Consider the following 19,368-nt stretch of genomic DNA (forward strand, 5'->3'; position numbering starts at 1 on the left):
TAAGGTGTAATTAATTTACTAATCCGTATTTCCCTTAAACTTTAATGCGTCCTTACCGAGATCGTAGTCCACTTCGACAAAGATTTTTGCTTCAGGTGCTTTTCCGTGTGCATTTGACTTGATGGTAGCCGTCCTAAAAAATTTTCCATCGTCTTCGTAGTGAAAATTAGGATCGAATACTATCGTAAGTGTTCCCTCCTCCCCGGGTCGTAATATTTTTTTATCTACCGTTGCGGTGGTACAACTACATGAGGCAAGAACTTCATTGATGGTAACATCTTCGCTTCCATTATTGAATACATCAAATGTTTTTGAAACCGTGCCACCACTTTGGCGGATTTTCCCGAAATCATATTCTTCCGGAGTAAGGGTGAGGTGCGGTCCATGTACGCGTGCGGGAACTGTTTCATTCCCCGCCACAGGTTCTGCTGGGGCAGTTTGATTTTTGGGGAGATTAACAGCGAGTAGCACCAAAAGCGCCACAATGCCAATTGTTATTACTATATTTTTTTGCGTCATATGTTTAAAGGTTAAGATTAAATTTAAGGTGTTACGGTTGCTTCAAAGGTAAGTTCTAGAGGATCTTTTTGGGCATCTGTTTCGATATAGATGGTCCGTCGAACTCTCCCGACCCCTTGTGGTCCATGTGCAGCAGGGTCAAATATCGCTTCAATGCTTGCTTCTTCGTTGGGAGCGATAGTTTGGGAAATGGTTGGAATTGCTTCGTGTCCCGGCATCCCAAATGGTCCCGCCATGCCTTCCTTTGTGGTAAGAGTCGCGGTTGTACACATGCACGATGTGTATATTTTTTTGACCTGCGCAGGAGATTCCCCGCTATTTATTATTTTGAATATCTGCGAGACCTTGCCTGCCGACATAGAGATAGTGCCAAGGTCGTAAAACGGCTCGACGGCAACAAGTGCTCCTGCACCATTTGCCGAATCAATAAGAATATTTGGGCTGTTTTTTGAATTTACAGGTACTGTTCTATTCGCGAAGAGAATGATAAGAACCACTGCGACTGCAAAGATTACAAGCATAACAAGTTGATTTTTTTTCATAATATTTTTTTAATTAAGTAACGCAATTATATTACGCATATTACGGGCTATCGTGTCGCCCTATTGCATCCACGTCGTTTTCCTGTGTGTTCATTGAAGCCGTGCGGAAGAGGTGCTCGTCCCAAGGACGGCAGGATTTGCATTCGAACGGTAGCGCAATTCAACGGTATCTCCATTTTCCATGATGTAGCTTTCTCCTGCGGTTGTCTCCTTGCCGTTCACCGTCATGCGTTCTAGCGTTCCGAAGCTATCAAAGGATTTTCCCCAGATGCGCAAGAATTGTCCAAGAGCAAGATCGTTCTGCCTCACCGTTCCTTCCATTTCCATATGAACCACATTGTCAGGATCATGGGTATGCATCGGCTGGTGCGTAGCGCCAAGCCCGATACCTGGTGAAAGATTTTGTTTTGCCTCATCAATATATATGGCAAGCGTTGCGTGGCGATGAAGACCGTTTCGCGATACGATACTGTTTCCCGTTTTTTCTCCGAGACTGCGGGAAAACCAAGAACTCCCAAAAAGTAACGCAATGACCCCAAGAATAATAAGAACTGAAATATTTAATTTTTTCATGATTTTGGATTACATACCGCGGGACGCATTATGTACCGCGCGGTAAAAAATACTGATAATGCAATCATAAGGACTCCCAAAAGGCTGAATTCCGCACCACCAAGCGGTAAAAGTGCAAGAACACCAGACACGCCAATTGCGGGAAGAATCGCGGTGAGGATAAGCGAGCCACACGCAGAGCACCCAATACCCAAAAGCCCCATACCCACTCCCGTGGCACTTGCGACAGTGCTTTTGCCTGCCACAATAAACGACCGCTCTATCAGTAGATATGCCGTAAGCGCGATTTGTATTCCGAATAAAAGGGCGATGAGCACGGTTGAGAACGCACCAAGAACAGTGAAGTTCGTTGTAATGGATTCGAGGAGTATAAAGAGGAATATTATTTTGTCGCTCCACGAAACATTCATATTTTCAAACACACTTGAGATAAACGATATATTAGGAAGCCACATGACAAACGCAAATGCAGTAAATGCAACTCCAAGAGAGATGGCTATATATGCGGGATGTCGAAGAATGTTTTTAATTATGCGAATCATATACTATTTTGTTCTCAAACAAATTCATACTGAAAATGTTTGGCGATGGTAAAACAAATACGCGATTAGATACTCGCGCCTGCCTCTACTAGATACAACGTGATAGGCAGGTCTGCCTGTACGTGCCCGCACACAGATAGGTGTTACACGCAAACAGACAGAAAGTGTAATCTTTGTTAGAAAATTTTCGGATGAAGAATGCCGTTTGAAAAAGCTTCTTGCAATGGGCTCCTTACGACAAACACCCGAGAGATGAACTGCCAGACACGCGTAACGAAAAGTGCTGTCTTACTGCTACGCCGGAAACTCCATGAAGTAAAAGCAAAAAGAACAATGAGCAATGTAAATGCAATTAAAGAAAAAATCTCTTTGGGAAATGAGGCAACAAATACATTCTGCCATACGGCGATATGTTGGAATGGATTCATGGTGCACAAGGAAGCAATGTCCATGTAGAGACACCCCATATCTTGTCCAAGATTATTCATACTCATAGCAATATGGGATAACCCAAAAAGCCCAATAAACAGAAAGGCTGTTAATAGTAAGGGTGCGAGTATTTTTTTTATAGCAGAAAAATTCATACGTTCATATCTTTAGTCGAACATCAAGTTTTTGTATATATGATATACAATAAATAAGAAAAGTTTCTTTGTCAATCAAAAAACCACCGAAATAAATCTCGGTGGTTTTTTAACTATAATAATATTTGTTATTGTGGTGTTGTTGTAGCTTGTCCAAACACAATCTTTAGGTCCGCTTTCAATTTCTCGATAGTCACCTTAAAGTCTGCGTGAGCTTTTTCAACAGCCGTCTTGCGTGTCATGCGAAGTGTTTCAAGAGTTGTACTCACTTTTTCCGCCGTCTTTATATCACCTTGAAGTTTGTTGCGTGCCGCCTTGAGATCTGCTGCGAGCGTATCGCGCAAAATTTTTGCAGTTACACCGGAAGCACAATTTGATGTTGCTTTTTCAAGAGCCGTCGTAACAGAAGATTTAAATGTTGCGGTCGCAGTATCCATTCCTGATTTTCTGCTTGCAATCGCCTGATCAAGCCCGGTTTTGAAAGCGCTTACTGCGTTGTCCACCACTGTGCGTCGGAGAGATATCGCGTTTGTAACTGCAGTTTTAAATGCTGCGACCGCCGTTTTTTGTGCATCAGTCATTGCGCGCGTATCAAGTTTTGCAAGACTTGCATCACGATTCGTGTCCCACTTCGTACGATGTTCAACAAGTTGCTGTTCTCGTTCGAGACGACGTCCCAAGAGTTTTGTCGTTCGATCAGCTACGCGTGTTTGATACATAGTCTCTTGATTCGCAAGACGTTCCGTCATTTTTAGAGAAAACTCATCAATGCGCGCGCATACATTTGTGCCTCGTGGAGTCGTTGTTCCTTGCGCAAAAACCGCGGCGGGGAACAAGAGGGCAGAAAGAAGTGCTATTGCAACTCCTGTACGAACGTGTAATTTAAAATTCATTGTCATTGTAAAGTGTATTCATCCCGCTTACCGCATCGGCATCCGATGTGACGAGTGAAATATCATTATCTCCCGCGTTTGCAACAAGCGCTTCTGCGGCTTCTGCATTTTCAAGAGAGCTTATAATGTCGTCTATATTTCCTGTGGTTGGTGGCGTATCAGATGTTACAGGAACTTGTATTTCCACAACTGGTGCAGTTTTTTGTGGGGTTGGGGTTGGTGTTTCTTTCTGCATGAACATCCACCCAAGGATAGCTACCAGAACAACACCTACGCCGATAGCTACTATCCACTTCATGCTATTCCCTTCTTCTGGTAACTGGGGTGTTTGAGGGGGTATTTGATTTACTGGTTCCATATATGAATAAGGATAATTAATAATATAACTTGCAAGTTTCCGCACGTACTTTCAATTTTTATTATATCCTAAATTAACTACCTGTGAAAAGCGGGGGTGTGATTAACTTTTTAATTTAGTTCCGTGTCTTCATAACTGCCATCAACGCCATAATGAGAACAAATATCGTAAATGACATCAAGGGAAATGTAATATATCCGAATTCAAAAAGAAATCTTTGAGCGCAGTCGGCACCAGATGCAGGGCATGGAACAAATGCACTCCCACCCATTTGCAAATAATGTTGATAAAGCGCAACGAGCGCACCTGTTCCCGAAAGGGCAATTAAATAATCGGCAATTTTGTTGTCTTTTTTATACCACGCCATTCCTGCAAGAATCACTTGCGGATACAGAAATATTCTTTGAAACCAGCACAACCCGCACGGAACGAAACCGAGGATTTCAGAATAAAAAAGACTGATCCCAACTGAAACGAGTGATATAAAAAAAACCGACTGAATGCCATAGGCACCGACAAGCGTCAAAACTCGAAATGTTTTTTGTCTGTAACGTTCAAGAAGTAAGAGTGCCACAAGAACGACGGTAGCGACCTGAATCGCAATTGTTCCGATGGCGAGAAGAAAATTCAATTGTTGCGCAAGCGCGGTCATGTGGTGCTATGTATCATTGAGGCAGAACACACCCCGTTTTTTCAGCAAGTTTTTCGAGGGGAATTTCACCATCAAGTCTACTTTCGTCAGCAAAAATCCATGTGGGGTAACTTTTAATTTCTTTTTCATTGCAAACCTCAAGCTGGCTTTGGCCATCGGGAGTCGAACATTCCACATAGGGCAAAAATTTCACTGATTTGCCAAACATCGCTTTTTGATTTTGACAATGCGGGCACCAAAATGCACCATAAAATACCGCACCTTTCTCTTGCAAACATTGAGCAAATGTATCAAATTTTCCAGGAATACTTGGTTGCTTGGAATAATAAACCCCGATACCGACAATAAGCAGGAGTCCTGTGATAATTACAAAAATATATATTGTTTTAGTTGAAAAATTCATACCATTATATTTATTCAGTTGCTATTCCATCAAAATGTTCTTCTTGTTCGGATGCCTTCGTTGTGTGAATTGTTCCGTCTTTATGTTCCGGTGGTGAATATATAGAATAAAGTTTAAGGGGAATATTTCCACTATTGACGACATTATGCACTGTTCCTTGCGGTATTACCACTGCGTAGTCCTCTTTTACTGAATGTTCTACACCATCAAGCACAACCTTTGCCTCCCCTTCTTCGAATCGAATAAACTGATCGAGATGATGAACTTCTTCGCCAATCTCATCACCTGGCATGATGCACATCAACACGAGCTGACTATTTTTTGATGTATATAAAACACGCCGATAGTCGGTGTTGTCTTGGGTGGCTTGTTCTATATTAGTGATATAGCCTTTCATTTTATTTTATTTAACTACACGTATACTCTTTGTATATAAATTGATGGCACTCGATTTCAGTTATGCACAATGTTACTCGCTTACATTATATCACGTGATATAATTATTGCATGTTTGAAATACTAAACCCCGTAGGAATATTTGTTGCGGCGATTGTTGGTTATGTGATTGGCATGGCTTGGTACTCCCCCATTCTTTTTATGAAACCGTGGCTTGAGGGACAGGGTAAGACACCGGAAGATTTTAGTAAACCCCAAAAACATAAAACAAAAAAATACATGTTTAGTCTTATGGTGTATACCTTTATGGTTACGACTACCATTGCATTTGTTCTAGCTGTATTCATCACACTTACTGGTGCGTTAACTCTCCTTGAGATCCTCCAGATTAGCATACTTCTTGCATTTGGTTTTATTGTTACAACCAAGTTCTCGGATATGCTTTATACTGTTGATAAACCCTTTTGGAGCATGCAGGCACAAAAACTTTTCTTCGTAAACGCAGGGTACTATATTGCAATGTTTCTTGCGATGGGTTCTACGTTGTACTACCTCGGATAAGCGATTATATTTGACAAACCCTATGGTTGTGCTATCGTTAATATCGGAATCAAGTTGTTATTTTCAATAGACTATGTAAAAAATCAATGCTGTTTTTCGACCTAACAGGTTAAGGAGAATATACCATGAGCGCAGTAACAGCTGCTCGGTTCGGAATAAAGAAAAGTGATCAACTGAACAACGCACGGCAAGAACGAGATCACGCACGAAAAGAAATGGATGATGCTCGAGTGGCAGCAAGATTCGTGGCTGAAAACCTCGCATTCATCCGTGGGACAAGAAAATTGCGCGCCAATCAAAGCGAGTTAGCGGCTAGCACCATGTTTGCTGCTAAGCAGCCTCGTGAGGCAACCAAGATCATCGAGGGTGAGATTCGTCAGCTTATAAACGATCTCGCAAAGGCTCGCGAGGAGCAAGATCGGGTTTGGATCGCCAAACGAATACTCGGTTTTACATCGTGGAGAGGATGGGGGGTGCTTGATGACGTGCATACCGCACTCAAAAATGCTTTCCCAAAAGAACTTCCCGAGGAATTCGCTGTTAAGCTCGTGGATATTTATACTCGCCAGGCAGATTTTTTAAAAAATCTGGCGAAAAAAGAAGGCGTGATGCGACCCGGAAAAACGCAAAGAAAAAAGGACTGCGTTCGTGCACGCCATGGGCAAAGTGACGGTATTGCGGCAATTGAACGGCAAGAGCGCGTGGAGCAGAAGAAATAACATTGGCTTATTATAAGCCAGGGCAGGGGAAATTTTAATCTCCTGCCCTTTTTATTTTGGTTATTTTTTTCTAATGAGAACTGTCCCTATGCTGTAAAGACGAAATATTGCACCTCGCGTATTTTATGTTTTCACAAACGTTCCATTCTGATATTCTTCGAGTGCCAACTTAATCTCATCTTCTGTATTCATAACAATCGGGCCGTACCATGCGACTGATTCCCCGATGGGCTTTCCTGCGATAAGAAGAAATTGTGAATCAACAGTTTTTGCTGTACAGAAAATATTTTCACCGCTTTCGGTTAAAATAATATTTCCTGCGGGTACGGCCTCTGCTGATTTATCACCAATAGAAATGTCCCCCTCGATAATATATAAAAGCGCTGTATAATCTTCCGGCACATGATAAGAAAATTTTTCACCCCTGGGAAGCGACACATCTAGATATGTCGGATTTACCATCAAGTCTGACACGGGTCCGGTCGTTCCCTGATATTCTCCCGCTATCACTTTTACTGTTATGCCACCTCTTTCCACCAAGGGAATAGTTTTCCCTACTATTTCTTGATACCGAGGCGCCATCATTTTGTGCTCTTGCGGAAGATTCACCCACAACTGAAACCCCTTGATTCCCCCCTTGTGTTCCCGTGGCATTTCCTGATGAATGATCCCGCTTCCCGCGGTCATCCACTGCACATCGCCTTTTTTAATACTTCCTTTGTTGCCCATACTGTCCTGATGTTCCACTTCTCCCGAGAGAATGTAGGTAACTGTTTCTATCCCACGATGTGGGTGCCAAGGAAACCCAGGCATATAATCGGTTGCGTTAGAAGAACTGAAATCATCAAATAAAAGAAAGGGGTCAAATGTCGGCACTTCATGATACCCAAATCCACGCCTCAAATGCACCCCCGCTCCTTCGAGTGCTGGCTTTGCTCTAAATATTTTCTTGATGGTTCTTGATTTCATTGTGCGATACGCCACCGTCCCTACTTTCTTATTGCTTGACAACCTTAAAGACAAAACGATATTCATTTGGGAGAATAGGCACTTCTGCGCGTGCAGCGGGCAAAACTTCTATGAGTTCTATGGTTTCTGTTTTAGAAGCAACGGGCATGCCAATGGTAAAGACTAAAATTCGTTCTCCATTTATGTTGGTGACCTTTGTTCGTACACGCACCGTTCCTGCCTGGATGCATCGGATATTCTCGCCAACAGGACATCTACTATCCTCTAGCACCTCAATGGGCGCAATGGTAACCCCAATTCCGCTTGCAGGTTTGTTCTCCTTTGCGGTGATAGTGACTTCGGATGGTTCTGTGGGTGCGTCTGGCACTTCTGGAATCGGATTTCCAGCTGTCGAGGTGGCATGTTCTGTTGGAGTAGGCAATGACGCCGAGCGCGGGGAAAGTACATACGCAACAAGAGTAAGTGTGGCGATAAGAACAATAAGAGCGATGAGGTTTCTACTGATGCTCATATCTTACTATTATAGTAACTATTCGTCGTGGGTCAAATTAAACCTTAGTTGATGTGCCAGCATAAGTAAATGATGTAGTTGTGCCGCTGGTCGGCCAATGCGGTGATAATACTTGTGCCCAATCCATTTTGGTCGCTCGTCTTATTTTTGGGTTGCCCAATACCGTTGTCGGTAACACTAAGGGTCCACATCGATTCCAGCGCCTCGTACATAACAAGAATCTTACCCATGCGATTATTGGGGAAAGCATGTTTTATTGCATTGATGACAAGTTCTGTGGTAACAAGACCAAGGCTTATCGCTACTTCTGATGTCACCGTACCCGGTGTAGCTCTTACTTCTAGTGATATCGGTTTCCGCCCGCCGATCATAGATCGCGCAAGACTTCCACACAGAGCTTCTAAATATGCGGCGACAGGTATTTCCGCCCCAAAATCTGTTGGATCAAGCTGATGCTGAACCGTTGCAATCGACATAATACGTTCGTGGGCATCTTGTAAGTGTAGCCGTGTTTCTTCGGATTCCACGATTCCTGCCTTAATCAGAAGGATGCTCGCAATTAACTGAAGACTGTTGGCGACACGATGGCGCATTTCTTTAAGGAGGAGATCTTTTTGGATGATAAGTTTTTCTTTCTCGGATTCGATGATTCGCTGTCTGGTTATATCAAAAATTGAAATGAGAATCTTCTTCCGTCTGTTTTGGTAGTGTACTTCGCGGGCATTTATTGATAAGGTACGCGTGCCAAGGGTTGGAAAATTATGTTCAATCTCATATTCTTCGATTATCGCATGTTCGGGGATGATTTTTTCTAAAAGCTCTTTGAATTTAGGAATATCCCACTGGCCATTGTTGATTTTATAAAACAATTGACAGTATGTTTTTTCATGATCTCCCCCATAGGTATCATAGAATGAGCGACTAGCGGTAATTACTTGCAAGTCTTTATCAAGGATGATCAATGGCTCATGAATCGTGTCTATGATTGCTCGACTAAGAATATGTCCATCATTAGGGTCATTAAGGGGATCAGGTATTCTTCTATCCTTTTCTGTTTTCATAATATAGTGAATAGTATACCTAATTTGCCATGAATACTAGATGAAGATTTTGTGAAATCTAAAAAAGAGTGATTTTCACGGCTTTTAAAAGAGAAAGAAACGGCATGTTTTTTGTTTAAATCCGTGGATTATTCACCGAGATATGTATGATATTGTGCTCAATCGCGCACTAAAACAGGGTGTAGCGTCTTGAATTTCTTAATAAATATACTTATGAGGTTATATATTCAATATCTTAATAATTTTTTCACCATGGAATTGTTATCCTGGGCAAACATTGTATAACACCAGCTGTATAAGCGTGAGCGTGTATGTCAGTGGGTCGAAAGGTCGAATATGTTATCAGTAGTAATCAATATAAAAAATAAATACATAAACACACTGTTGGAAATCCTTTAAATTATGAGCCCTTATTTATTTAAAACTAACGATAACTATTATGCAATATAAACAACCAACACATAGTAATGGCAAAGAATATGGAGGAAACAAAGCTCCAGTGAACCAGTCGGGGAATGAGTTTTATCCATTTGATCTATTTGAAATCACATCACGAGAGGCCGATGAAATCGAAGCACATTATTCAAGCCGATATAAGTGGACATAGGGGGTGTTGCTAAAATATATCCATAAGAGTAGATATACGTAGCAGTCTACTCCAAACCACTCCGCAAAAACAACATCATGCATGATGTTGTTTTTGCGGAACGTACATGAATCGATAGTTCCTTATCTTTATAGTGCCGTAACCGTGAAGTTCTTGAACTTGATATTCGCATTATCGCCACGGATACCGACCTTGCCCGGATTCCTAATGGGGGCGCCGCCGATCGAGCCATTATCGATCGCGCGCGCAAGGAGCTTGCCATTTTCGAATAATTCAATGGTGACCGATCCGTCCGTGTTGTTTTTTACAGTCGCTTTCACATGTTGCCATGTTCCATACGACACCGGGTGCGCATTGAATGTACTCAAATTGTAATATGTTCCGCCGTTAGATGTTCCGCCCGGTACTTTCTTCTTAATTGCAACCGTATTGTCGCGCCGATTTACCGATGCATAATACAGACTTTCCTCACTCTGGTAGCGCAAAAACACGTGTACGCCATCCCAATCAACCGCCGGCGTGTTCCCCGTTGATACGAGCCCCTGGTTCAACAGATCGAATTCAACCACAGTATTTCCGAAATCCGCCCGCTTTGTAGTAAGTCGAAAGACCGCGGAATTATTCCCACTAGTCGAGAGAGCGTTTGGAGCGACCGTGTTAGGTACACCAGTCCAACCAGCTCCCCCTTGGGCAAAGAGTGAACCGCTCGTCATTTCCCAAACACTTGATTTTACACTTGATGCATTTGTCGGATTCCAGTAAGCGTATTCATTCGTGAGTAGTCTGTCTGCATATTGACTGAATGCATCAGCAAAGAGTACTCGAGTATTGCTTGTAGAAATGACTGGCGAGGTAGTTGGTGTGGTTGTGGTTGCAATCGTAGGCACTGCAGGTAATTGGGCACTTATTCCCAACACAAGTGTGGTTGTTGTGAGTTTGAAATTATCAAACTCTGTATCTGCAAAATCACTTTGGATACCCACAAGCCCGGTCGCCGTGATCGGAGCTCCGTATATACTCGGGTCATCGATTGCTTCTGTTGCCAATTGCCATACGCCGGCGTTTCCTTGGTCAACGTACAGTGAGAGCTTTGGGTTGCCCGCGGCGCTGGTTGATACATCCATGCGTAACCCAATCCATGTGCCTTTAGGAATAAGGTTAGGATTTTTAGTTGCATCATAGGTGCCGCTAAATATTTTTTTATATGCGAGCGTCTGATACACGCCATTCACTTTTTTCTTTATGACAACTCCCCCATCAGAACGAATACCGGCGTAATAATACGTGTTGTCATTAACATAGCGCGCGAGGAGCGATACACCGTTCCATGGATGGCGGTTCTGTGTGTTAGAAAGATTATCCTTATTTTCTTTTACGTAGACCTGGACGGAGGGGTTGAGTTCCTGCTGGCGCAGAAACATTTGGAAAACATTTTGCGGGTGAATACCAAGGTCGGTTGCCACGGGATTTTTCATCGCATAGAGCTTATTCATTGGATTACTTGCCGGAAGATTACCTGAAGTTGTTTTTCCAGTTCCGCTTGAAATAATGAGACTGCCGCCGGATGCAACCCACCAATATGGACTAGAGCTCGATATCTGATCTGTAGTTTCATTAAGCGTTCCATCCACATGAAAATCATATGAAAATGGTAGCGTGACCGACTTACTCATCACAGCAAAAGATATTTTTGGTATCCCACCAAGAAAAAGTGCTGTGATGCCGGCAAGAAACACTGCCCAAAGTACCATGTTACGCATTCGCGTGGTTATTTCTGTCTCCGCCGCTATAGAAGAAGTGGTGATGCTTGATGTAGTATATGGTTTGTTTTTTGTTAATCTATCCGATGCATGCGTTACGCCTGGATAATAATTATTGTTCATTTCTTTTTTTTATGGTCTCGTCCAGGCTCAACTAATATCGTAGAAATTTCGCGTAGTTTTATTTGAGCTATACTGAGCGTTTTGATAATATTCCCACATCGACAGTGCATGAGAACAAAAAAAGTGTATCAGTATTAATTTTTGGTCGCAAGAAAAAAATCATGCATTTTCATGCACAATACACATCTTCATGAACATGGGCAAAATAACTTTGAAACCTTAACTACATTTTCATAAAGAAAAGATGAAGTTACTTGTAAGTTGTCCACAGATTAAAATGAGACCAACCTGCCTAATACAGAAAATTGCAAAAACATCGCGCAGTAATAAGCACTGTAGTGTTTTTAAGAGTATATAAAAATATCTACTAGAGTAAATCTTTTACCCCTTGTTCTATGGTGATTACGGGTGCGTTTTTTTGGATTAAATAATCAATAATTTGATTAAACGTGTCCGGGGTTGTACTGTATTGCTCCCCACTCGTATCAATTTGATGAAATCCCAAGATAAGCCATTCTTTATTTGCAAGAGCGGTATCGATCCATGTTTTGACATCTGCTACAGTAGTATTTACTTCAACGCCCATTCGTGGAAGCGTAAAGGGATTTTCTGTTTGTTGTGCATAATATTTGCCGGTTCCCCGTGCATTAGCAAGTCCGGCATTTTTAACAATCCCAACGACTGCATCATTATGTTCACCGTACGGATATGCAAATGAAAGTATGGGACCCACATTGAACGCAAGAAGATCCTGGCGTGAACCCTGTATCTCACTTTGTTGTTGCGCTAATGTTAGGCTTGGCAGGTGCGCATGCGTTCGTGTATGCGCACCGATCTCATGTCCGTTGTTGTATATATCAATTACTTGAGCAATACTCATAAATCCGGGATATCCATAATTAGAAAGTCTTTGACTCACAATATAGAACACCCCCTTAAGTCCGGAGCTATTCAGTTTTGGAATCGCGTTCTCGTATTGAGAGAGCGTGCCGTCGTCAAATGTCAAAGACACTGCACCTGTGGTGAAAATTCCCTTCGGGGTCGACAGTAACTGAAGTGACGTATTATCAATGGTCAGTGTACCAACCTCCGCGATCAAATGAAAAACGGTAACCGTGCTCACATTTGCAGGGACACTTAATTGAGCGGATGCGGCGGTAAACACGTTGGTTGGAGGAAGTATTTTTAAATCTACGTAGAAAAAAGTTCCATCGGTATACTGATATTGGACAGTAAGCTTACTGGTTGCCGTTGAAATATATTGATCAGAATATACATACACTCCCGGTGAAAGCGCACGCGGGGTAAAATACCACTTAGCATCTCCACTGGTGTAGTTTGTGATCGCTACCTGTGCCGCGCGACTCCCCGAAACTCCGGGAACAGGATAGGTGAAAGTGCGCGTACTGCTTCCCCACGAACCACTGTTCCAATAGGCAGGCTTATTTGGTACATCACTACTTTCAAGATCGGGATTCAATATCAAATTGGGCGGTCCTGTTGGCAGAGGAGGAGTTATTTCATTCAATGAATAATCGTCCGTCGTGAGCACCCCCACTTGATTGATGAGATGAAAGATGGTCAGCGAAACAGCGTTTTGAGGAACAATAAATTTAATGGTTGCATTTTGATACGCCGAATTTGGACTTAATAATAAAATGTCTTTATACATATAACCGCCTCCTGAAAGTGCGTACCGAGCAGTAATAATACTGGGAACATTTGACTGGAAATAATCAGAAAATTGATATGTGTGCCCGCTTTGAACCGCCACATCACCAAAAAACCATTTAGCATCTCCCCCCGTGTAAGTGGTAATGCTTACTTTTGCCGCATACGCATCATCGTATCCGGTGACAGGATATGAAAACACGCGCGTATTGTTTCCATATCCACCCTTACTCCATCCGGTCGGAGATATGGGAGAAGATTTAAACGATGGATTCCCAATTAAGTTTGGCCCAACAGTTTGCGCGTGGACAGGAAGTGCAAACAAGAATGCTCCACCAAGTGTGAATATAACCAAAGAGATTATCTTTCTGTATTGTTCTGTTTTTGCCATAATTATAGGGTGGTTATCTTGTAATTTTTAAACTCTACGTCCATAAAATCGGTGCGGATACCGATATTCCCCGCGTGTGTGAGCATCACACCGTTCGGAAGTCGACTTGGATCATCGATCACGGTAAGTACCGTCTGCCATGTATTATGACGATAAATACCCAATTGGATCATCACCCTTGCATCAGTCTCGTTTTTAATATTCATCGAGAGACCGATCCACTCACCTATAGGCAATACGTTTGGATTCTTTGTGCGATCGTAATCCGTCCCATTATCAAGCGTTACCGTCCCGAGCGTTTCATATAGTCCATTAAGTTTTCGTTTTATGACCGCCGTTCCATCAACACGCACGCCCGCATAATACAAATTATCTGCATTTACATAACGCCCGAGAAATAAGACTCCATTTGATCCATTTCGCTCAGGGGATTTACTTGTCTGATATGATTTGATGTTGAAATAAAATTCTCCATAAAAGTCTTGGCGTGGAACCTTATTGATGAGCCTGAAAATGTTTTGCGGATATGACCCATTTTCGGTATCAATAGGATCAGACAAGGCATATAACTGTCTCCACCGAGAACCGTGATAGATCGGACCCATGTGCGTTTGCCCAATTCCGTTATGTACCGAAAACGACGCGCCTGAATCAACCCACCAGCATACATCACTGCTCGCATTCATACTCTCCGCTTCTTCAAGAGAAAGTTCTAAGGGGAATGATTGGCATGTTGATGATGTACTATCGGCAAGGGTTATATTTTTATTATTAGTGATAGTTTGTACAACCACATATGTAATAAACACACTAAGGATCAAAAAACTTCCTGTAATGATTGATGTTCTATGTCTAAGGCTATTCATAACGTTTATAAAAAATATGCTTATTACTTCTCGATCGCTCTCGATGTTGTTTTGACTGTACTTGTGCTAGAAAAAGCAATGGACTCAACGAGCACACGGGTAACCTCTAATGCGCTTGTTCCATTCACGTGATCCCATACTTTAATCCCAATTCCACCACGAGAAAGGTGCTCATCTAGGAATTCGGTTTTTGCAAGAACATGTCCATTAATAAGACATTCCACGGTTCTCCCATACACACGAATTGATGCAATAAAACTATTTTGCTTCAGAAGATTTTCATTAGTGACCTCATTCCCTTTTATAACATTCGTTACTCCCCCCACCGTCTCTTCAACGTGGACAAGGTCATTTCCAAAATTGCATGCAGCATAATTTTCATCGTCTTGATATCGCGCCCAAAGATACAGATTGCTACCGCCATGCCAAAGAAGATTGGTACTAAATTGATAATCCTTCCACTCGTGTGAACCGTCAAGAATAATTACACTTCCCGTACCCCCCGGATTCGCCCGCACCATGAGATGACTGTTCTCAAATGCCATTTCACCCCACAGAGTGTTAATCCACCCGTCATCATTGGTTAATTTTGGATTAAACGGGATAGGCTTTGCTTCACCTTGATGTATTGTGGAAAGAAGATTTTTACCAGACCATTCTGGTAAGACACTAATACGCTTTACGAGATAATGTCCGTTTTGAGACGGAACCGGATAGTTTTGCGTAAAACGTTTAGTGGTAAAAAACTGAAAGAACGACATGGCGTATGCTTTTTCAGCAATACTCATGACTGATCGCTGTGATATATTAGTTGATTCTTGTCCTAGTTCCCCAAAGGGAAAAGCAAAGGCGATGATTGACTTTCCTAAGAGTCCCTCAAGACCTTCCTTGGATCCGACAATCTCGTTTCCAAGTTCACTTTGTGGAACTGTTTCAAGGTTACGATGGGTACGCGTATGTGATTCTATTTCCCACCTTCCGCTTTTCTCCATTGCTTGGAGCTCACTTTTTGTCAAATAATAATTATTGGCGTCGAGTAATGAGAATTTTTCGATAGCAAACATGACGGCATTGAAATGAAGCGCTCGGAGAATCGGGTCAACGGGATAGTATGTGTCCTTTCGTCCATCGTCAAACGTAAGAAGAAATGACTTATTGGGAAGTTTTTTCTCTCCTTTTAAAAATGAATAAAAATCATCGATTGTGACTGTTTGATAACCAGCATTCTTAAGTGTAGTCATCTGGTCAATAAATGTGTCGAGATCAATGTTGGAACCATCCGTCGTGTTTAAAATTCCGTGATACATAAGTACGGGTACTGATTCGGCAAAATCACTTGAACGTGTTCCCGATTCAGACATAGAGGATGCTCCGTGTGTCTCAAAAACAGAACCGACCACGGAAGCCGTGTTTTCAAGAGTTTGCGCAAACACAAACATATGTGATTTAAAATAATACGCTTTGTAGTATGGCGCTGAATATGTATAAGCCTGAAAACCAAAAACAGCAATGCCATACACCAAGCAGACCATGGCAAATATAGTAAGCTTTTTATTAAATATCTTTTTGTGTGTGAAATACATGGTGTTGGCAATGATGATTTAGTAAGTAAAAATACTCATGCGAAGCGCTTTGGGATCTTACCGTGTTCCCCATTTTGCATCGCGAATTTTTAAAATGGCGTATGGTAACTGCCAAATCATCACGAGCGTATAGAATGTCGCAAATGCAACACCATAAATCCACTTTCGATCTTTGGTATAAACGTAGTAATAAAGCCCGTAAATAACGGCCATGAGAACAAGCCCGAGCACATAATATATAGGTAATCGATCTCTCATGATCGGATACCAAATAAAAGCCCGCGCAACAATAATAGGAGCGAGAAGTGGCAAAATAACACCGAGATAAAATGAAATACTCATAATAATATTTTTACGCCACATAAAAGTCCCCGCGACAAGGCTTTCGCGAGTCCATGATTTTTTCCAGCGTAACTGCTGTCGCATAAAGACCCCAAATGTATCAGGAACAAATGTGTGTGCGATAACATCAGGAGCAAAAATTGCATCATACCCGTAATAAAGCATATAGTTGGTGAGACTCCGATCATCGCCATAGGTGCATTTCACACCAAGAAAACGTTGGTTTTCCCATGCATTGAGAAAGGGTAAAAGATATGACCGACGATATGCCGAACAGCATCCAGAACAGCATGTTACCGCACCAAAAAGTGCTTCTGCTGCTTTGTACGCCTTAAATGCAACATAGTAGCGAACTGCCTGCATCTTGGTGAGTATATTTGTTTCTGCATTAGCAACATACGCATGTCCAGCAACAGCGCCAATCTTAGGATGACTGAAATACTTAACTACTTTTCTGGCCGCATCGGGCTCAACAAAACTATCAGAATCGATAAAGAAAATAAGTTCTTTTGATGAACGTTTGACACACTCGGCCATTCCTTCACGTTTTCCACGATTGTCTTGCCAATCAATAACCTCTACATGAATCCCCATTGTCCGAGCCTCTTCTTTTGCCGCATACATTTCTAGGAGTGTATTGTCGGTTGAACCGTCATTGACCGCGATGATATCGAATTTATTTTTGGGATAATCCGAAGCGGCAATACGAAGGATTGTTTCTTTGATATTCTCTCCTTCGTTTTTAGCGGGCACACCAAATGAGATAGTCGGCTCATATTCGTCAACACCTTCAAAATCAAGCGGTTTGGGGTTGTAAAAATACGCCAGAGCAAAACGCGATATGATATAGAGCGACACTGCAATACTATAGCCGGCAAATAAGATGTTGTTATCCAACTGTTTAATGGTGACAAATTTGATCAAAATAACCACATAAATCAGGAAAAAGAATATTGCCCATATATGTATGTCGCGTTTCTTTGTTATCTTGCCGGGCGTGTGAATCTTTTGAAAGATAGCCTCGTTGGGAGGAATGCTCTGCGATTCTATGTTTTCTTGCGTGATTGATGCTACTTTCATAATGATCAAAATTTATATTAATAATTAGTTTTTTATTTTGTCTTTAAATCTCAAATAATCCAGTCAATGATCCGTTGTTATTTTTATACCCTATGTGGTATATGCAAAACGTGAACCGTGTAATTGCAAAAGAAATACACTCACCTTCCAATACCGGCATAGAGAACGTTTGACATGAGAAATTTTTCTTTACTGAGACAATTTCTGCCATCGACAATAACCGAAACACCGTGCTCCTCGAGACGGCGCGGACTAAGTTCTTGCACAAACTCTTTGTGAGCAGTTGCCACGATAACCGCCGTTGCCCCCGAAAGTGCTTCATTCAAATTTTTTACATCGGAAGATCTAATGGCATACGGATCATACGACACGGGATGAGCACCTTTTGCCTTAAGCGCTTCAATAATTTTGTGTGAGGGACTTTCTCGGACATCATCAACACCTGGTTTGTACGACATACCCAGTACTGCGACCTTTGAACCGCGGATCACAAATCCTTTGGCACGAAGAGCTTCTTCGGTGATTTCTACGGTAAACATCGGCATATGGTTATTGATACGGCGCGCCATTGATAAAAACTGATGATTGAAGCCGTTTTCTTTTCCACAATTGATAAGATAGTACGGATCAACGGGAATACAGTGGCCACCAACCCCGCATCCCGGAAAATGTGGCATAAATGAAAACGGTTTTGTTGCAGCACCATTAATGACGTTCATGACATCGATGCCCATTTTTCTAAATGACATCGCAAGTTCGTTTACAAATGCAATATTTACGTCACGAAAAGAATTTTCTACTACTTTTACCGCCTCCGCTTCTTTAAGTGAACCCATTGGTTTGACGCGAGCACTCAAAATTGATTCATAAAATCTTACGGTCTGCGCAAGCCCACGTTCAGTGGAACTACCAACAACACGGGGAATTGACTCCACATTCCACACAGTATCTCCGGGGTTAATCCGCTCCGGACAATGTGAAATTTCAAACTCAACCCCACAAGCAAATCCAGACCCTTCTTCAAGAATAGGCATGATAATATCTTCGGAAACACCAGGATTGACCGTTGATTCAATGATGACCAACGTCCCGCGTTTCATGTGTGGGGCGATGCTTCTTCCAGCACTCGTGAGCGGTTCAAGATTCGGCATGTAATCTTCATACACCGGCGTTGGAACACATATCACAATGATCGTTGCTTCTGCTACTCGTGCGGATTCGGTGTCAAACTTCATAGTAGTCTTTTTAAGCTCCCTGGTGATTCCTTCGTCAATAAACGGTGATGTTTTTTTATGAAGCAATTCGATTTTATGAGCATCATGATCAATGCCGATAACACGATATCCCTTTCGTGCGCATAAAAGCGCAAGGGGTAATCCAACATATCCAAGACCTACAACAGCGACTGTTTCTTTGGAAACTTTTTTGGGGGTTCTTTTTGCTTGTGAATGGCTCTTCTTTTTCATATGGGTATTACATTCGTAAATGTATCTGTATTAAAAAATAAATATATTAAAGAGTGATAGAGACAAAAATCATCTTCAATTCATGATGTTATACTAATGACCATGAAGAAGTGTTGAAGTACGTTTTTGTAGAAAACGCGATCAAGGGAAAATATACGCGCTACTATCCATGAGGAAGAAGAAAATAAAACATGAG

The 19,368-nt window shown here is 42.0% G+C and carries 22 protein-coding genes; 3 read left to right on the plus strand and 19 right to left on the minus strand.

Annotated features, from left to right (window positions below):
- Positions 1 to 18 precede the first annotated feature (18 nt).
- The 10 genes from Q7S11_02390 to Q7S11_02435 all read right to left on the minus strand — a co-directional run bounded on the left by Q7S11_02390 (position 19) and on the right by Q7S11_02435 (position 5,463).
- On the minus strand, positions 19 to 519 hold the full coding sequence (locus Q7S11_02390; protein MDO8572600.1) for a DUF1573 domain-containing protein: 501 nt from the start codon (positions 517 to 519) through the stop codon (positions 19 to 21).
- 23 nt (positions 520 to 542) lie between these two features.
- Positions 543 to 1,061, minus strand: coding sequence for a DUF1573 domain-containing protein (locus Q7S11_02395; protein MDO8572601.1), 519 nt, complete (start codon positions 1,059 to 1,061; stop codon positions 543 to 545).
- Between the two features lie 90 nt (positions 1,062 to 1,151).
- Positions 1,152 to 1,634: a hypothetical protein gene (locus Q7S11_02400; protein ID MDO8572602.1), complete on the minus strand. Its 483-nt coding sequence runs from the start codon at positions 1,632 to 1,634 to the stop codon at positions 1,152 to 1,154.
- Positions 1,631 to 2,176, minus strand: a complete 546-nt coding sequence (locus Q7S11_02405) for a hypothetical protein (GenBank protein ID MDO8572603.1) — start codon at positions 2,174 to 2,176, stop codon at positions 1,631 to 1,633. Before Q7S11_02405 ends, Q7S11_02400 begins: the two co-directional genes overlap by 4 nt.
- Positions 2,177 to 2,352: 176 nt before the next feature.
- Positions 2,353 to 2,664: a hypothetical protein gene (locus tag Q7S11_02410; GenBank protein MDO8572604.1), complete on the minus strand. Its 312-nt coding sequence runs from the start codon at positions 2,662 to 2,664 to the stop codon at positions 2,353 to 2,355.
- A gap of 224 nt (positions 2,665 to 2,888) precedes the next feature.
- Positions 2,889 to 3,653, minus strand: coding sequence for a hypothetical protein (locus tag Q7S11_02415; protein MDO8572605.1), 765 nt, complete (start codon positions 3,651 to 3,653; stop codon positions 2,889 to 2,891).
- Positions 3,643 to 4,011 carry a hypothetical protein gene (locus Q7S11_02420; GenBank protein ID MDO8572606.1) on the minus strand — a complete coding sequence of 123 codons (369 nt, stop codon included), beginning with the start codon at positions 4,009 to 4,011 and terminating at the stop codon, positions 3,643 to 3,645. The genes Q7S11_02415 and Q7S11_02420 overlap by 11 nt, the downstream gene beginning before the upstream one ends.
- Positions 4,012 to 4,126: 115 nt before the next feature.
- Positions 4,127 to 4,663: a disulfide bond formation protein B gene (locus Q7S11_02425; protein ID MDO8572607.1), complete on the minus strand. Its 537-nt coding sequence runs from the start codon at positions 4,661 to 4,663 to the stop codon at positions 4,127 to 4,129.
- A gap of 13 nt (positions 4,664 to 4,676) precedes the next feature.
- Complete coding sequence (locus Q7S11_02430; GenBank protein ID MDO8572608.1) at positions 4,677 to 5,066, minus strand: thioredoxin domain-containing protein; 390 nt, start codon at positions 5,064 to 5,066, stop codon at positions 4,677 to 4,679.
- Between the two features lie 10 nt (positions 5,067 to 5,076).
- Positions 5,077 to 5,463 carry a cupin domain-containing protein gene (locus Q7S11_02435; GenBank protein MDO8572609.1) on the minus strand — a complete coding sequence of 129 codons (387 nt, stop codon included), beginning with the start codon at positions 5,461 to 5,463 and terminating at the stop codon, positions 5,077 to 5,079.
- 110 nt (positions 5,464 to 5,573) lie between these two features.
- On the opposite strand from Q7S11_02435, the gene Q7S11_02440 reads away from it, so the two are divergent.
- Complete coding sequence (locus Q7S11_02440) at positions 5,574 to 6,023, plus strand: DUF1761 domain-containing protein (GenBank protein ID MDO8572610.1); 450 nt, start codon at positions 5,574 to 5,576, stop codon at positions 6,021 to 6,023.
- 125 nt (positions 6,024 to 6,148) lie between these two features.
- The gene (locus Q7S11_02445) at positions 6,149 to 6,742 is read left to right on the plus strand and encodes a hypothetical protein (GenBank protein MDO8572611.1); all 594 of its coding nucleotides are present in this window, start codon (positions 6,149 to 6,151) and stop codon (positions 6,740 to 6,742) included.
- A gap of 123 nt (positions 6,743 to 6,865) precedes the next feature.
- On the opposite strand, the gene Q7S11_02450 is transcribed toward Q7S11_02445, so the two are convergent.
- From Q7S11_02450 to Q7S11_02460, 3 genes are read right to left on the minus strand one after another with little or no spacing between them, the layout of a single operon-like run.
- Positions 6,866 to 7,711, minus strand: a complete 846-nt coding sequence (locus Q7S11_02450; protein MDO8572612.1) for a pirin family protein — start codon at positions 7,709 to 7,711, stop codon at positions 6,866 to 6,868.
- Positions 7,712 to 7,739: 28 nt separating this feature from the next.
- The gene (locus Q7S11_02455; GenBank protein MDO8572613.1) at positions 7,740 to 8,222 is read right to left on the minus strand and encodes a hypothetical protein; all 483 of its coding nucleotides are present in this window, start codon (positions 8,220 to 8,222) and stop codon (positions 7,740 to 7,742) included.
- A gap of 44 nt (positions 8,223 to 8,266) precedes the next feature.
- A complete protein-coding gene (locus Q7S11_02460; protein ID MDO8572614.1) occupies positions 8,267 to 9,283 on the minus strand; it encodes a sensor histidine kinase in 1,017 nt (338 codons plus the stop codon).
- A 439-nt stretch (positions 9,284 to 9,722) separates the two neighbouring features.
- On the opposite strand from Q7S11_02460, the gene Q7S11_02465 reads away from it, so the two are divergent.
- A complete protein-coding gene (locus tag Q7S11_02465) occupies positions 9,723 to 9,890 on the plus strand; it encodes a hypothetical protein (GenBank protein MDO8572615.1) in 168 nt (55 codons plus the stop codon).
- Between the two features lie 128 nt (positions 9,891 to 10,018).
- Here Q7S11_02465 and Q7S11_02470 read toward each other — a convergent pair whose 3' ends face one another.
- From Q7S11_02470 to Q7S11_02495, 6 genes are all read right to left on the minus strand, one after another.
- Entirely contained in the window at positions 10,019 to 11,773 is a 1,755-nt protein-coding gene (locus Q7S11_02470; protein ID MDO8572616.1) for a hypothetical protein, read from the minus strand.
- 367 nt (positions 11,774 to 12,140) lie between these two features.
- On the minus strand, positions 12,141 to 13,835 hold the full coding sequence (locus tag Q7S11_02475; GenBank protein MDO8572617.1) for a polysaccharide deacetylase family protein: 1,695 nt from the start codon (positions 13,833 to 13,835) through the stop codon (positions 12,141 to 12,143).
- Positions 13,836 to 13,837: 2 nt separating this feature from the next.
- On the minus strand, positions 13,838 to 14,701 hold the full coding sequence (locus tag Q7S11_02480) for a hypothetical protein (GenBank protein ID MDO8572618.1): 864 nt from the start codon (positions 14,699 to 14,701) through the stop codon (positions 13,838 to 13,840).
- Between the two features lie 23 nt (positions 14,702 to 14,724).
- Positions 14,725 to 16,233, minus strand: a complete 1,509-nt coding sequence (locus tag Q7S11_02485; GenBank protein ID MDO8572619.1) for a polysaccharide deacetylase family protein — start codon at positions 16,231 to 16,233, stop codon at positions 14,725 to 14,727.
- A gap of 108 nt (positions 16,234 to 16,341) precedes the next feature.
- Entirely contained in the window at positions 16,342 to 17,706 is a 1,365-nt protein-coding gene (locus Q7S11_02490) for a glycosyltransferase (GenBank protein MDO8572620.1), read from the minus strand.
- A 140-nt stretch (positions 17,707 to 17,846) separates the two neighbouring features.
- Entirely contained in the window at positions 17,847 to 19,172 is a 1,326-nt protein-coding gene (locus tag Q7S11_02495; GenBank protein ID MDO8572621.1) for a nucleotide sugar dehydrogenase, read from the minus strand.
- Positions 19,173 to 19,368: the final 196 nt, after the last annotated feature.

Source organism: bacterium (assembly GCA_030648955.1).
Classification (GTDB): Bacteria; Patescibacteriota; Minisyncoccia; order Phycocordibacterales; family JAUSHB01; genus JAUSHB01.